Genomic DNA, 14,848 nt, shown 5'->3' with positions numbered 1-14,848 from the left:
CAGTCAGCCGGGCCGGATAGTTCAACTGACGACAGACGAAATGCGGGGGAGGCCCGTATAGAGCGGCGCCGATCGCAATGACCTCATTTCCCATTACTTGAGCGATGTAAAGGGGTCCTTGCGCGAACTCTTCGACCAGTATCCTAGGTGAACACCGCCATATGTGCTTGCCGCCCAACAGATAGGCTGTATGTTCGGCTAACTCATCGACATCGCGGCACAATCGGACACCGTTGCCACCGTTACCCATGACTGGCTTAAGAACTACAGGCAGGCCAATCTCCGCTGCAAAACGTTCCACATCTATCGCATTCGTCGCCACGCAATAAGTGGGGGTTGGAACGCCAGCCTCCGCGAGGAGTTGACGTTGAGTGAATTTGTCGCAGCATCGTTCAATGGATGTGGGGTTCGGTCCAGGTAGATGGAAATGCTGGCAGAGCTTGCCGACTGTCGCAAGGAACGCCTCCCTTACGCCCGTAATGCCAGCGATATCATAGGTCGCACGCAGCCGGTAACATTCTCGGATCAGCGCATCGAGGTTTTCTGGGTCGACTTGGATTGCCTCATTTCCTTCCGCCGCAAGATAGTCGTACTGAGCTGGATCAGCCGACACAGTAATTGGATAAAGGCCTAGATGCTTCGCCGCTTGGACGTATAGCAAACCAGTATAACCCACTGTATTACCCTCAACAAGTATGAGCGCTCTTCTTGCCATTGGCTGTTGACTCCTATGTCGCGTGCTGTGCGAGGGTCCGAGCATAGACCCCCAGCCGTGCCCTGACCTCAGACCTTGCCGTGAAGGTAACATCGTCAGCGATTTGCGGTTGTGAAGATATTTCTAAATTTCTTTTACTCCCGAGCTAAGGCGCGCCACGGCCAGGGCGGAGCTATGGCGGAAAGTGGGTGATGACGGTTTGAGGAGTGCAGCGTATCGAGGCGGGTGATGAAGCCTGCCAGAACCTCTCAACGAGAGCGATACGCCATGGACGAGACTATCAACATTGTTGGCCTTCGTCAGCCCGACGAAATTGATGATCCATTGACGGATGGGCTTCGCAGCGGGCGCGCAAATTGCTCGCGCAGGCAGTGCAGATGGAGGCCGATGACTTCATTGCCGCGATGAAGGAACTGAAGCTTGCCGACGGCCGTGACCGGACTGTCCGGCATGGTCATGGACCGGAGCGGAGCATCCAGACGGGGATCGGGCCGGTGCCAGTCAGCATCAATCGTTCCATTCCATCCGACGCTTGAATGTATGGTCCGCCCCGTCTGCGTGGGCATGCCTCGCCCAAGATGGAGATCCGCGCAGCCAAATCCTCATAATCGCACCGGTCTAACCGTTCAATGGTTCAGGTTCCAAAGCTGCTGTTCGATTGTCAGGACATCTTCCTGCACCAACGGCAGACAGGCTCGCCCACTGAATCTGTACTGGTGAACGTCCTGTTCCTACGCAGCCGCGATCTCCGGATCGAAGGTAAGGTCATTGCGCAGGGCCGCCCAGACCATGCGTGAGTTTCGCCGCCAGCGGCACCACGACGGCGTCCTTGTGCGTTCGCTCCGATAGGCCGCGGACCCATCGGCCGAGCGGGGTGTCTGAGCCAAGGTGCGCAGCAGCACCGCACGTCCGCCAAGAACCAGGCCTTCGTGAGTTCGTCGGCAAAGTCGCCGTACCAATCGGGCGTAACGGACAATCTTCTTTCCTTCGGCACCCTGATAACGGGCATTATGAACCCAAGTCCGACCGGCATCGGGAAGAGCGGGCTGGCCTGCGCGCTCGGCCACAAGGCGCAGTCAGCTGCATTAGGAGGGGCTTCCGGGAAGGAATAGTCCTGCCATTGGAGCGAATGCCGCCCGCTGAAACATCCTATGCACATCCACAGGACGAATTTCGTTCCTCAGAGAATGGAACATCGTGAGGAGGCCTGCTGCATGTCATACAGTGATCCACGGGAATTTGACTTGTGACCCTCGTCTAAAATAAGCAAGTCCGTTTTGGCCAGCTTCGCGTAGGCGAGCGAGGCGAAGCACACGGTGGTACGCGACCGAGAGATCCACGGGGCATGTTATGTTGGGCGGCAACCGGATGGCAGCCTGACGCTGATTCCGATCTGGATGACGATGGTGGAACGCTTCTCGTAGCGATCCTCGATCGATTTACAGGAGATCGCGGCGTTGTTCGGCGTTGAGCTTCTCCGGCCGCAAGAGACCACCCTGACGATGGCGGTCCGCGAGGCGCCTCGCCTTACGCTTTCATGCCCGCGCGACCTGCGCCGTGAGATCGATGCGTGTGTAGGGCTTTCTCCAAGGCGTTTCACGCCGGTCAGGAGATCATCATGCACCGTAGACAATGTCGAGCCAACCAGCCAGACCTGTTCTCCGTAGAGAATAATCCGCCTCCAGTTCTTCCGGGCGAAGTGCGGGAAAGCGCTCTTCCATGGATCGAAGCTTTGTTGAGGGAGGCGGCGGCGGGCCAGAGAGGTCTGGCGGCAAATCATGAAGATCACCGCTGAACATATTGCGCGCGGCGCTTACGTCTATGTTCGGCAGTCCACGGCCGATCAGCTTATCAACAATCCCGAGAGCTGGCGGCGCCAGTATGGCCTTGCAGAGCGAGCGCGAACTCTTGGCTGGAAAGACGCCGTCATCATCGACGAAGATCTCGGCCGTTCGGGATCCGGCGTCAACCGGCCGGCTTTGAGAAGCTTCTGGCGGCGATCTGCGAAGGCCGGGTGGGTGCGGTCCCGCCATTGAAGCCCCCCGATTCGCCCGCAGCAATGGCCGGGACTGGCACACGCTCATCGAGTTTTGCGGCCCTTGTTGGAACGAGGACAGACATCTGCGAGCCGCGTCATCCCAACGATAGGCTGCTGCTGGCATGAAGGGTACGATGAGCGAACTGGAACTTTCGATCCTGCAGGCCCGCTCGATCGAAGCTCTGAGGCAGATGGCGCGGCGGGGCGAACTTTTCCTTGCGGTGGCGATCGGTTAAACAAAGTCGGGTCGGATCCGGATCGAGAAAGACCCTGATCTGCGGGTGCGCGAGGCGATCGATCTCGTATTCCGGCGTTTCAATGAACTGCAGACCATCCGGCAGGTGGACCTGTGGCTGCGTCTATGCGGGCGAACCGGCCGCAAAGTCCCATCGAGCCGGACGCAAGCGGATCTTGCGCGGGATCAGGCGCGACCGCACCGACACAGCGTCGACCGCTCCGTCATCGCCCTGTGGCTGGCCACGAGTCGGTCGAAACCACGGCCATCTTCGACGCTGCCGACATCCGGTCGCGCCGATATCAGCCCGACGACCATCTCCTCGCATTCTGTCCGTCGCGATACCGCCGCAAAGTCGCCCGACAGCAAAGCTGTGCCATGAATTCCGACTTCGGAATTATTGTCATAATTCCGGGTGCCGGATTATTCCGAGTAGCGACAGGGCAGCCAAGAGCACGGGGGATCTCCGGCTGTTGGGTCGGCATAATCAGAGGCTCTTCAAGCAACGGCGACGTGCGACGGCAGGTGCTTGTCCATCATGTATTGAAGTGCGTCGTGGCTCAGTGTGGCGTGCCATTTATCGTCGGGAAGGCAGGATCGGAACTCCGGCCGCGGCGCTCGGCCAGCCAGGCACGCAGCACCGTGACTGTATCCTTGCGAAGCGGGGTATTGTGGAGTTTTCGGCCTTTTCCCTGGCATTGCACATAGGCGGCCGGGCCGAGGATGATATTCTCGCAACGAAGGCTGATGACTTCGGCCGCGCAGACCGGTCTGCGCGGGCCAGCAACAGAAGCGCCTGGTCACGGCGCCCGACCCAGCTATCGAGGTCGGGGCGGCAAGCAATGCGGCGACCTCGACGCTGCCGGGGAAGGCGACCGGCCGGCGCACGTAACGCTTGCTGGGAATGGCGAGCACGCGCTCCGCCAATGCGCTTGGAGCCGCCATATTCCACAAGGAGTGTGACACCAAGCAAGCATCTCATGAGCTCGGCGGGGCAGAAAGCTGCCGCACCCTCGCGGATCGCGTTCGTCTTCCGACTGCTGATCTCCCGGCAGCAGGAGATGTCGGTGTGTATTCAGGGTGACGCCCGCCGAAGCGCGCCTGCTCGACTTTCGGGAGCTAGCATGACGACAGTCATTGAGATCGCCACGAACCCACTCGCCAAGTTGCCGTCGGATGGTCATTTCCGATCACGGATAGATTACGGCAGTTGACCATGCCGAATCATGGTGCTTATGCCAGTAGAGATCTATAAGTTGACTGGTGACGGATCCGACGCGCCCATTTGCGATCGCGGCTTCGTCGATGCGTGTTACCGGCATTATGCCGCCGGCAGTCGAGGTAATGAACACTTCGTCGGCCGCTTTGATCTCGGCACGAGTTATATCAGCAGCCGTAGCCGAGAGCCCAATTTCAGCGCAAAGATCGAACACAGTCCGACGCGTGATGCCAGGCAGTACCCCAAAAGCGGGCGTCCTTAGGAATCCGTCCTTTACAAGGAACACATTGAAGCCGGGCCCTTCCGCAATGTGGCCGTTCGTATCTACGATCAGCGCTGTCTCAGCTCCCATGTCGTAGGCATCGAAAAGTCCTTTCACGAGATCGAGCCAATGATAGTTCTTGATTGTGGGATCCACCGATTTAGGCGGGATGCGGACGGTCTCGCTGATCGCGACGTGAAGACCTCTTTCCAGCTGCTCCTTACTAGCGATCGAGCCAAAGGGGACCGCAAACGCGATGAAACGGTTCTCCGCTTGGCGGGGATCGCGGCTGAATGTCGGCGATGAACCACGTGTGCAGATCATCTCTACGTAGGCTGACTTGTGCCCCGACAAAGCGACACAATTTCTCATGATCGTTTCTATTTTCTCTCGATCATAGGGCAGCTTCATTCGCAACCGTTCCACGCCCGCGAAGAAGCGGTCAAGATGCAAATCCAATCGGAAGAACCTGCCATTCCAGACGTGCACCGTGTCGTAGGTTGCGTCGGAATGCAGGAAGCCCCAATCGAGCACCGAGATTTTAGCCTCGGACATCGGTAGGTATTGCCCATCCATGAAAGCGACTCCGTGTGGATACCGACGTCGATCAACGTGATGCTCATCGACAGTTAGATGAATAGGTAAGAGCTGCGTCATAGCCGGCGCCATCCTTTCAACTTTCCTTACACGGTACGTTCGCTCTGCCTGGGCTGAACAATCAGGCAAAATCACACCGTCCCGAGGCAGGATCGGCTGCGCTCGTAAATCGCACATTTCTCCAATCGAAAAAGCTCAATTTGATGGTGGACACGCAATGGCAGTTTCAAGAAGCAGCGCGAAGTGAGGGCCTTAGCGGAATCCGTCCAACGCTACACCGTAACCCGGGGCTCGAACTTGACTCGATCAAGCGTGATCATGCTCTTAAATTTTCGGACATTGGGGTTGGTATAAAGCTTCGTCTTGACGAAGACGTCGAATGCCTCGACGTCCTCGACCGCCACGATCAGGACGAAATCGGCGTCGCCTGTGACCATGTAGCACTGGGTAACCTCCTTGGCCGCCCGCATCGCGCGTTTGAAATCGTCGACGAGGTCTAGCCGTTCACGGTCGAGCTCTACGGTGACGACAACGGAAAGCGATTTGCCAAGAGCCTTCGGATCCACGAGCGATATATCGGCAACGATCACGCCATCCAAACGCAACTTGTTCACTCGACGCATGCATGAAGCAGCCGAAGAACCGACAAGCTCCGCGAGTTCGGCAAAGGAGAACCGGTTGTTCTTCTGTAGCGCCGTGAGGATCCTTCGGTCTAGGTCGTCCACCGTGCGATACCGCTATTTTGAGATTTAATAACCGTTAAGAATTTTAACAATGGCATGAATTTTCGCAACCTTTATTGCGATTTATTTCGATAATTGAAACAAACAATCCCTCCATGCTCGGCGGATGATCGAATTGCGCCCCAGCGAGGGTGTCTTGAAAGGCGCCAATCATGGGGCTGAGGGGAACCGCCCGTGCGTAGACCAGGAATGGAGGCGGCGATGGCCAACCTCGGCCCTCATTATCCCGTTCGATCCGCCATCTCAGTTGTTCTGGCCGACGAGGTAGCGAGCTCGGTATCTTTCGAAAAGGTCGAAGCCAGGACTGGTTGACTCGCCATCGCCGTACAGCCACTCGATCAGGAACCAGCCTCGGCGCGTAGTGCGGAGCGTCCAGTAATGCGTTGGGCGGGGCGGACGCAGACAGCGGTGAAGCGTGAGTGTGAACAGAAATGGAGCCCTCGCGCGGGGGTGACACGGCTCCAGGCGTTCTCAGACAGCGTCTGCGCCAAATCGTTGGCCGAGCCGGCGCGGAACGTGCCCGACGCCGCCACTAGCAAAGATGGATGGACGCGTCCGTTGCACGGTTGAGCGGCAGCAGTTGCCGGCTTGGCGGCCATAGGGGATCGAGGACTGAACGCCGGCAACATAGGTCAAATCCATCGCCGTCAACCCGTCGCGGAAAGAGGTGTCGTCGCCGTAGCCGGCATCGGACAGCACCACACCTTGCGTCACGTCGGCCAAGCGGATCTAAGCGAGCGCAATCTCCGGCTTGGTGCGGAAGAAGATATTGGGACCACCTGCCCTTGAATCGACAGTCCGGCATCTACGTCCGCGAGGGCGTCGACCTAGATCAATCGACCCTGGTTGACTGGTTGGGCGGGCCGCCTAACTAGCTGGGGCGCGGTCGCCAATCGCATCGACGAACTCCTCCCTTGGAACTGCCGCCGCCGATCCGACGCCAGACTGGCGGCCTGGCGGGTGGCTGCGATCACCCGAGTCTACATCATCCTGATTACTGCTTGGATGCTCGGCGAGGTCGCCGAGCTGCTGTGGGAAATCTATTTCGACATGGAACCGGAGGACGGTTGCCTCTGGCACTACGGCCCAGGCGATCAGCAAAATGCTCGCCTGCACAGACTTCGGCTTCGAAAGCCTTGCCGACTTCATCCGAGAGCACAAAGCCAATCGCTGCGATGGCCAAAACGGCAGCTCAAAAGAGCCCGGGTCATGACCCGGCGCGCACTGAAGATCTGCTTGCTTTGCGTGGATCGGGACCGTTTTCGCGCAAAGGGTGCGTGTTTCATAAATTCGCGGGCACCCATTCCGCTAATTCGCGGACAGCGAATTAGCGGAACGACTGTCCCGTTTTTGCGAAATACGCACAAAGGGGAACCCGTTTTAGGTTAGATGAACGGCACGAGGGGAGCGGTCCAACTCTCCGGGCTGGCGCAGCCTCATCGGGCGCGGCTAGGTTCGATTTCGGCTTTAGCTAGATCCCATGAGGATGAACAGCCGGCCGCGACACGCTTTTAGAGTCTGGCGCGCCCGCACTCAGCTCAAAGGGTGGGATTCCGAAGATTTGCGCTGGAGGGTCCAGTGCGGGGCACCCCACCCGGCTTTGCACGTACCGCCGCTCGCGCATGAGATCCCGTAACCTTGACATCACTCTCGGGTATCATATATTTGAACTTCTATGGTGCCGCTCCTCGGCTTCATATTGATGGCAATTGCCGGGCGTCGAATTCCTTCGAAGTCTGGCACGGCTTCGAAGAAACTGGACGCCTGCTTCAATCCGTATGGACAGGAAGCGTGTGCTGAGGGCGCAACCGCCACCCGGTGACATAAAGCGCTATTAGCCAGAGCACCGGCAAAAGGGTCAGCAGTGATGCAACGGCGGCGACCGTCGGATCTATCTCGTTGCGAATGTTCTCCCACATTTTCAGCGGCAGAGTGTAGACCGAGTACCCACTGACCAACGACGTAATGACGACCTCGTCAAAGGAGTTGAGGAACGCGAAGACGGCGCCGGCGATTATGCCCGGCCTAATCAGTGGCAGCGTCACCCGCATGAAGGTCTGGAACGGCCCGGCACGCATGCTATGAGCCGCCTGCTCCAGCCGTCGGTCGAAATTTGCCAGCGTCGCCGAGACGATCACTACTACATACGCAGTCGAGCCTACACTGTGCGCCAGGACGATGCCGGTTTGCGTGCCTGTTAGTCGGAGATTGACCAGCCCAAGATAGGTCGCCACTCCCACAACGATAACTGGGATAGTAATCGGCGTAATGATCACCATAGTCAGCGACCCGCGCATCCAAGGAGTGGCACGGCTAAGACCATAGGCGGCGAGCGTGCCCACTATGGTCGACAAGACGGTGACCGCACTGCCAATCTGAATGCTGGTCCAGGCGGCGCCGTACCATGACGGATCACCGAAGAAGGAACTGTACCACTGCAGCGACAGGCTCGAGGGCGGAAATTCCAAATAGGACCCGGCGCTGAATGACATGATGATAACGACGATCTCGGGAAACAGCAGATACGCTAAAACAAGCACGACAAACACCGTTCCAATGATTTTTAACAGGTGGCCGTCGCCACCGGCCTGGTAGAGCTGGGTCGTCCAGCGCTTCGCCCGATAGAGAGCGGGGAACCCGCCGAGATAGCTCTTCAGCTTGCTGAATGAAGGAAGCCAGGCCATCCAAGATTTCTGCGCCTGTTGGACAAGACGGCCCTGAGTACCGGAAAGATCAATCCCGAGCATGAAGAGAACGACACCGGCGACCGCCAAAAGGATAAAGGCTGAGGTAGCAATGTCCGCCATATCGAAGCCGCTCGAGACCTGAGCCGCGATAAAGGTCGACAGCATGGCGTCCCCCAGTCCGCCAAGTGCGGCAGGCGTGATGTAGAAGCCGAGGCAGATCACAAAGACCAGTAGCGAGCCACTCCGCACGCCCGGAAGGCTGAGCGGGAAGAACACCCGCCAGAAAGCGGTGTACGGCCGCGCACCCATGCTGCGCGCCGCCGAGATCAGCGATTTGTCGATGCCCATCATGACGCTGACCAGAGGCAGGATCATCATCGGAAGCATGATATGCACAATGCCGATATAGACCGCCATGCGGTTAAAGATGAGTTGCAGGGGGTTGGATATAAGCCCGAAGTGAAGCAGCAGATTGTTGATCAAGCCGTTGTCGCCGAGAATCACGAGCCATGCGTAGGTGCGCGCAAGAAAGCTGGTCAGGTAAGGGATAAGGACGAGCACGAGGAGCACCATGCGCAGCCGCTTCGAGGCGACCACGATCAAATAGGCCGTAGGGTACCCGACGATGAGGCAGGCAATCGTGGCTACGGCGCTTATCTCAATTGTCTGGAAGAGCACATGGACATTCGCCGGCTGGCCAAAAAAAGCCTGATAGTTGGCGACCGAGACGGCCGGCGCATTGAGGCTGGTCAGAAAGAGCAGAACAGTCGGTATGCCGAAGACAACGAGGAGGACGGCGAGAGCCGGCACTGTGAGCAAGATGGGCATTTGCCCAAAATCGTATTGCAGTCGCATTCACCTTCCCCTTGCGCGCTTCATGCTGCCACAATTCGGACATCGGACCGGAGCCAGTCGAGCCGCACCGCATCGTCAGGTCGGAAAATCTGCCCTCCCGAAGCGACTTGTTCGCGTACGACAAGCAGGCTACTGCCGACGCGCACCTGGTATTTCCGCAGTGGACCGGCATAGATCATGCCCTCGACCGTCCCGGTGACGGATTGGCGTTGGTCCGCATCGGCGCGGCACGGCGCTGTTGGAGCGGCGATGCCGATACGCTCCGGCCGGATCATGGCCACGCTGCCAAATGGCTGCTCTACATCGGCTTCAACCTCAAAATCGTGGTTTTCGAGGATGTTAGCTTCGCCCAGAAAGTCTGCCACAAAGCGGGTCGCAGGCCGGTCGTAGAGGGCTTCCGGTGTATCGGCCTGCTCGATTTGACCGGCGCGCATCACGACAATGCGGTCCGACAAAGTGAGTGCCTCCTCTTGATCGTGCGTGACACATATGGTGGTCTTGCCGAATTCTCTGTGTAGACTCTTGATCTCGCCCTGCATCTGCTCGCGAAGATTGCGGTCGAGCGCGCCGAGCGGCTCGTCGAGTAGAAGGATCGGCGGATCAGCAATCAGCGCGCGGGCAAGCGCCACACGCTGCTGCTGGCCGCCACTCAATTGCGACGGCATGCGATCGCCGAGGTCGTTGAGGTGCACGCGTGCAAGCATCCGGTCTATCCGTGCCGCCCTCTCGATGGCAACCATACCGCGCATTTCAAGCGGAAATTCCAGATTGCGGCGCACCGTGAGGTGCGGAAACAGCGCATAGCTCTGGAAGACGATGCCCTGGTCGCGCCGGAAGGACGGCACTGCGGCAACCGACTTTCCAGAAATGAGGATGTCCCCCTTACTGGGCGCCACGAACCCGGCGAGCAGCATTAATGCAGTGGTCTTGCCCGAACCGCTTGGGCCGAGAATAGTCAGGAACTCACCATGAGGAACTGAAAGTGATAGGTCTTTGACCGCAGAAACGGCACCATACATCTTGGTGACGCCGCGGAATTCGATCTGCGCGGGAATTGGCCCTTGCTCCAATGCGTCATGCTCCATACGTGGGACGAGCGCGGGGAGACCGCGGTAGCGGCTGCCGCTGAGTTCAACGCTATCAGCGGGTGACTCGTGCTTCCCGAAGACCAAGGTGTCCGACATGGTGGGCTCCATCATAATCACAGACGGCAAAGTCGACCCACTGAATGTGGTCACCTTGCCGACCAATCTAGCGAGCTGGATCTACCGAATTACCCAGTCGCTCCAGCGCCTGCTGAGGCGTTGCGCATTGGTCAGACCATCCGATCCGGCTTCGACATACCACCGCCCATCTATTGGAATGCTTTTCGTCATGTAATCAGGATGGCTAGCCAGCCTTCGCGCCAACGTTTCCGGAATCAATTTGAAAGCATTGCGGTTCGTCGGCCCATAAGGGATAAGTTGGGCGAAGGCAGCTTGGCGGTCGGCGCGGCTGGCGAATTCAATGAACCTTTGAGCATTGTGCGCGTTCGGGCTGCCTTTTGGGATTACCCAATATTGCGTAGTCAGCTTCGCCTGGTCGCGGTTGATCTCAAGCCCCGCGCCCTTGTCAATCAAGGTGAGGGCCCGACCATCATAGGAATTCATGACATCGCCAGTTCCACTTTGCATTAGTTGCTGGATCTCGGATCCAGTCATCCACCATTTACGAATATGCGGCTTTATCCTCTCCAGGCTCGAAAAAATGCGGTCGATCTCCATTGGATAAAGTTGATCGGCGGGCACCCCATCCGCCAGGAGAGCCTCCTCCCAAGGGCCTTCAGTTCCATATTGACCACCGGGGAGGAGCCGAACGGCAGGAAACTTCTGTACGTCCCAGAATTCGGCCCAGGTCGTCGGTCGCGGCTTACCAGCCGGGAATTTCTCAGTGTTCCAGACCATGACGTAGGAGTAAATAAAGTAGCCAAGACCGAATGGCTCCTTGGCGAAGTCGACGATGGCGTCCAATTGTCCCTTCTGATGGATAGAGTAATCAATCTCCTCTAGAAGGCCCTTTGCCGCCGCTTCAAGCGCCGAGACCTGGATCATAGCTCCCACGTCTACCGTAACATTGTTCGTTTTCACCATCAACTCAAGCTGCTGATTACCGAAGTCCTGGGTGATTGGGGTCACTTTGATTCCGGTCTCTGCTTCGAACGGTTTCGCATAAGCTTCAATGTGCGCCTTTCCCACATCACCACCGTTGAGCACGATACGGAGCTCGCCCGGGGAAGCAGCCGAGGCCCGGCCAGCGACTGAGGATATTGCCCCGACCGCGAGAGCGGTCGAGGTGGTTTGCATGAAACGCCTGCGGTTTATCAAAATGCCCATTGCTTTCTCCCTCTTTGTTTCCGCCTCGGGACGGCAAGCCATCTTCGAAACGCAGTATAGCCTTGGCTTCAGGCAGCTACCACCATTTCTACCAAGTTCACCCAATAGCCGATGCCATACGGCACGGATTCATCATACTTCTGGTTCACAGCCTTCTGGTTCACAGCACGCCAACCGCTCGGCATCAGCTGCAGGCTCAACGACCAAGCCATGCGCGTGCGGACGAGATCGGGTCTTGGAGTCGTCAACACAATTGCAGGTGCAGCGAAAAGACAGATTGAGGAACTTGTCGGCGGTCTTTATGCGCAGAACCGACCGGCTAGATGGAGCCTTACGACTACCAAGCCCACCGAAAAGAAGCTCGCGTCGAGAGATTCTCATTTTCCATCGACCAGCGACCGCGGTTGGTCCGCATCTATTAGTCGACACCACAAGTGAGGCATTCGATCTCAGCATCTCTGAAAGAAATACCTGTTCAAGGATAGCATTTAAGGTTGATAACCCCTCTGGGGAAAGAGTCTTCGCCAAAATGCGTCGGCTGCTGAAATGTAGGCTCCAGAAACCAGAGCAGTTTGAAATATCTTCAGCCTCGGGCCGGCAAGGGCGGGGTGCGGGCCAGTTCAGGATGCGCTACTACCATAGTGCGAATGGCGAAGCGCCGATGTCATGCCCGATCTGTTTATTGAGGTAGCGGGTCTGCCGGATCCAGATCGGCTTCAGACCGGTGCCGAGACCGCTGCTGCAGACGGATTTGCAGCATCGCAAGAAATCGCATCCCGGTTGGTTTGACTGCCGTCGATGAAGATCCGGTCGGCCATGACTTTCCAGCGCCTTTGTAAAGAAGCGCATGGCCCACGGCCCCATGCCCGCAAATAGAATTCGACCGTATCGCCATTGGTGAGATACAGCCATTGGCCTTGGACCTTGATGTAAGTCTTGATGTGTGCCGCTTGCTGGTCACCGCCCGCCTGCGCCGGAAAAGGAACGATCCAGAGATGGATCGCGGAAGGGTCAATGCTGATACCACATTCGGCCATTATCTACCGCAGATTTCGAAGGCACACCCTAGGGGGGCAAGTACCAGCGAATGTACAGCAGAACGACAGACTGATCGAGACGGCGGCCACCAGAATGCCGGACACCAAACGCCAAGTTGGCGCAACCGAAAATTTTGCAACAGGCATCGAACGAGGTAGAAGGCGAAGTAGACAGCCTCTTCGCCTCCACTCATTCCCAAGGCAACCCCGTCAGAAGTGGGCCACGGCCCCTGCATGGAGGGCCTTGGCGAAATCCAGCATCTGACAGTACTCGGGGCGGTTAGGCTGATACTGATTGGTCTCAAGCCAGGCGGAGTTGATGGCAATCACCACCTTGTCCTTCGGATAGACGAAGATCGCCTGGCCAGCGTGGCCTAAGGCTGCGTAAGCGTCCTCATATATCCACCAGCAATAGCCATAGCCCTTTTCTCCGCCCAATGAGGCCGTTGAGAAGGTCACTTGAGCGCTGGTCGCTTCCACCAACCAGTCGGGCGGGAGCACCTGGACTCCGCCGGCCTTGCCGCCCTCTAGCACGAACTGGCCGGTGCGAGCTAAGTCGCGCAGAGTCATAGAGATGCCGGTGCCGCCGCGCTCGTAGCCGGCTGGATCTACGATCCAGTACGCGTCCTTCTCCATCCCGTAGGGCTGCCAGAGCTTCTGAGAGAGATACTCTGACATCGATTTTCCGGCAGCATTAGAAACCAAGATCCCGGCCAGGTCGGTATCGCCGTCCGAGTATACGTACTTTGTGCCCGGTTGATTGTCCCTCGGGAGGCGACGCATGTACGCTACGGTGGGGTTGACACTATTTACGAACGGCTCTGACCGCTGCTGGGTCCCATTGCCGTTGGGGTTGCGGTAATCATTATCCCACTTGATGCCCGAGGTCATAGTCACCAGATGGCGGATTGTTACGCCCTCGTAGGCGCTCCCCTTGAGCTCAGGAATGTATTCAGTGACCATCGAATCCATGCTTTTGATGTAGCCATCCTGGATCGCCGCGCCAACCAAGATCGCTGTGACCGACTTGGAGACCGACTGAACGTCCCAGCGGTCTCTTTCTGTACGGCCGAGGCCATAGCGCTCTATGAGCACCTCACCGTCCTTAAGCGCGATGAGGCCCGAGACGCGCGTCGCCTCCATGTAACGGTCCACATCCATGGCTTGGCCATTCCAGGTCCAGCGAGGCGAGATCTGATGGACCGTCAGGGGCGGGATGCAAACATGCGCCCCGCAGCCCACCACACGCACCGGTTCGATTTTCGCCCTCTCGCGGTAGCCAACGATCTGCTGATCTGGAGTCCAGTGAAAGGACACGCCCCTCGGCGGCAGAGCCGCGACGTTCCTGCCCGCTGCCGCAGCGCAAGGAATCACCGCCGATTCGATTAAAGTATTCATCCTTCCTCCGATGTTGGTTCTACCGCTGCTCTTCGCATAAATCTGCGATGACGCCTGAAGGCCAGTGTCTCACGCCGTAGGATCAGGGAGAAATGCCTGCTCGAGGGACAGCCACTAAGATTAATACCAAGCTAGCGAGGAGAAATTGCGCCAAAATGCATGGGATTATGAAATATTTGGCATCAGAAACTGGCGCGGTTTGAACTATGTCAGCCTCTCCCGAGCAAGACGAGCATGCGGGCGCGAGAACGGAAATCGTCGACGCTATGCCGAGCCGAGGTTGGTGCCGTACACCGGGGTAGGCATCAGGTAGACGTCGCGGCAAAGCGAGCCTCTCCCGCAGCATCATCACCTATCCTTCGACACACGCGTGCTTGAGGAGACGGTTAAGGAATTGCGATTCCACTTGCAAAGCGCGGGGATCGGTCTACCTCAACGGGGCCAACATGAATGCCTGGTCGGCTTTGCGCGACGCGACGACATCGGTTCCGACCTCTCAAGCCTCAACTCACAAGGCTGGCGCACTTCTACTACGTGCTAAGGCCTGTTTACAATCAGGATTGAACGAAGCCGCTGACGCGGCATTTGGCGGGTCGGTTTGCGGTTGAGGCTTCTGTTTTGAAGGATTGCGGCTGTTGAAGCGCAATCTTGGAACAGGAGCACTGAGATGGCCGAGTTGAGCCCTCTTCG

Annotated in this window: 10 protein-coding genes and 2 pseudogenes; 3 read left to right on the top strand and 9 right to left on the bottom strand. The window is 57.8% G+C overall.

What is annotated here, in order from left to right; genetic code table 11:
- Positions 1 to 715 (bottom strand): ATP-grasp domain-containing protein (locus RFM98_RS30750; protein WP_320312243.1); only part of this gene is annotated, 715 nt, incomplete at its 3' end.
- 267 nt (positions 716 to 982) lie between these two features.
- Here RFM98_RS30750 and RFM98_RS30745 point away from each other — a divergent pair.
- Both RFM98_RS30745 and RFM98_RS30740 read left to right on the top strand, forming a co-directional pair.
- Positions 983 to 1,221, top strand: a pseudogene (locus RFM98_RS30745) (IS256 family transposase); the annotation flags it as partial.
- Positions 1,222 to 2,493: 1,272 nt separating this feature from the next.
- Positions 2,494 to 2,751, top strand: a complete 258-nt coding sequence (locus RFM98_RS30740) for a recombinase family protein (protein ID WP_320312242.1) — start codon at positions 2,494 to 2,496, stop codon at positions 2,749 to 2,751.
- 1,427 nt (positions 2,752 to 4,178) lie between these two features.
- Here the strand turns inward: RFM98_RS30740 and RFM98_RS30735 are convergent.
- The 3 genes from RFM98_RS30735 to RFM98_RS30725 all read right to left on the bottom strand — a co-directional run bounded on the left by RFM98_RS30735 (position 4,179) and on the right by RFM98_RS30725 (position 6,532).
- Positions 4,179 to 5,045 carry an aminotransferase class IV gene (locus RFM98_RS30735; RefSeq protein WP_320312241.1) on the bottom strand — a complete coding sequence of 289 codons (867 nt, stop codon included), beginning with the start codon at positions 5,043 to 5,045 and terminating at the stop codon, positions 4,179 to 4,181.
- A 293-nt stretch (positions 5,046 to 5,338) separates the two neighbouring features.
- On the bottom strand, positions 5,339 to 5,791 hold the full coding sequence (locus RFM98_RS30730) for an Lrp/AsnC family transcriptional regulator (RefSeq protein WP_320312240.1): 453 nt from the start codon (positions 5,789 to 5,791) through the stop codon (positions 5,339 to 5,341).
- Positions 5,792 to 6,280: 489 nt separating this feature from the next.
- Positions 6,281 to 6,532: a transposase gene (locus RFM98_RS30725; RefSeq protein ID WP_320312245.1), complete on the bottom strand. Its 252-nt coding sequence runs from the start codon at positions 6,530 to 6,532 to the stop codon at positions 6,281 to 6,283.
- A gap of 53 nt (positions 6,533 to 6,585) precedes the next feature.
- Here RFM98_RS30725 and RFM98_RS30720 point away from each other — a divergent pair.
- Positions 6,586 to 6,684 (top strand): annotated as a pseudogene (locus RFM98_RS30720) (IS66 family transposase); the annotation flags it as partial.
- A gap of 894 nt (positions 6,685 to 7,578) precedes the next feature.
- On the opposite strand, the gene RFM98_RS30715 reads toward RFM98_RS30720, so the two are convergent.
- The 5 genes from RFM98_RS30715 to RFM98_RS30695 form a co-directional block, all read right to left on the bottom strand.
- The gene (locus RFM98_RS30715; RefSeq protein ID WP_320312239.1) at positions 7,579 to 9,351 is read right to left on the bottom strand and encodes an ABC transporter permease subunit; all 1,773 of its coding nucleotides are present in this window, start codon (positions 9,349 to 9,351) and stop codon (positions 7,579 to 7,581) included.
- A 20-nt stretch (positions 9,352 to 9,371) separates the two neighbouring features.
- On the bottom strand, positions 9,372 to 10,436 hold the full coding sequence (locus RFM98_RS30710; RefSeq protein WP_320312244.1) for an ABC transporter ATP-binding protein: 1,065 nt from the start codon (positions 10,434 to 10,436) through the stop codon (positions 9,372 to 9,374).
- Between the two features lie 180 nt (positions 10,437 to 10,616).
- The gene (locus RFM98_RS30705; RefSeq protein WP_320312238.1) at positions 10,617 to 11,723 is read right to left on the bottom strand and encodes an ABC transporter substrate-binding protein; all 1,107 of its coding nucleotides are present in this window, start codon (positions 11,721 to 11,723) and stop codon (positions 10,617 to 10,619) included.
- Positions 11,724 to 12,439: 716 nt separating this feature from the next.
- Positions 12,440 to 12,760, bottom strand: coding sequence for a hypothetical protein (locus RFM98_RS30700; RefSeq protein WP_320312237.1), 321 nt, complete (start codon positions 12,758 to 12,760; stop codon positions 12,440 to 12,442).
- A 210-nt stretch (positions 12,761 to 12,970) separates the two neighbouring features.
- Positions 12,971 to 14,158 carry a serine hydrolase domain-containing protein gene (locus RFM98_RS30695; protein ID WP_320312236.1) on the bottom strand — a complete coding sequence of 396 codons (1,188 nt, stop codon included), beginning with the start codon at positions 14,156 to 14,158 and terminating at the stop codon, positions 12,971 to 12,973.
- Positions 14,159 to 14,848 lie beyond the last annotated feature (690 nt).

The organism is Mesorhizobium australafricanum (assembly GCF_033977265.1).
Taxonomy (GTDB): Bacteria; Pseudomonadota; Alphaproteobacteria; order Rhizobiales; family Rhizobiaceae; genus Mesorhizobium; species Mesorhizobium australafricanum.
This window is presented reverse-complemented; position numbering and strand designations above follow the sequence as displayed.

Bases quoted from the DNA above. Each gene is read 5' to 3' on its own strand.
- RFM98_RS30740 (WP_320312242.1), top strand. From the start codon at position 2,494: ATGAAGATCACCGCTGAACATATTGCGCGCGGCGCTTACGTCTATGTT.
- RFM98_RS30735 (WP_320312241.1), bottom strand. From the start codon at position 5,045: ATGGATGGGCAATACCTACCGATGTCCGAGGCTAAAATCTCGGTGCTC.
- RFM98_RS30715 (WP_320312239.1), bottom strand. From the start codon at position 9,351: ATGCGACTGCAATACGATTTTGGGCAAATGCCCATCTTGCTCACAGTG.
- RFM98_RS30710 (WP_320312244.1), bottom strand. From the start codon at position 10,436: ATGGAGCATGACGCATTGGAGCAAGGGCCAATTCCCGCGCAGATCGAA.
- RFM98_RS30705 (WP_320312238.1), bottom strand. From the start codon at position 11,723: ATGGGCATTTTGATAAACCGCAGGCGTTTCATGCAAACCACCTCGACC.
- RFM98_RS30700 (WP_320312237.1), bottom strand. From the start codon at position 12,760: ATGGCCGAATGTGGTATCAGCATTGACCCTTCCGCGATCCATCTCTGG.
- RFM98_RS30695 (WP_320312236.1), bottom strand. From the start codon at position 14,158: ATGAATACTTTAATCGAATCGGCGGTGATTCCTTGCGCTGCGGCAGCG.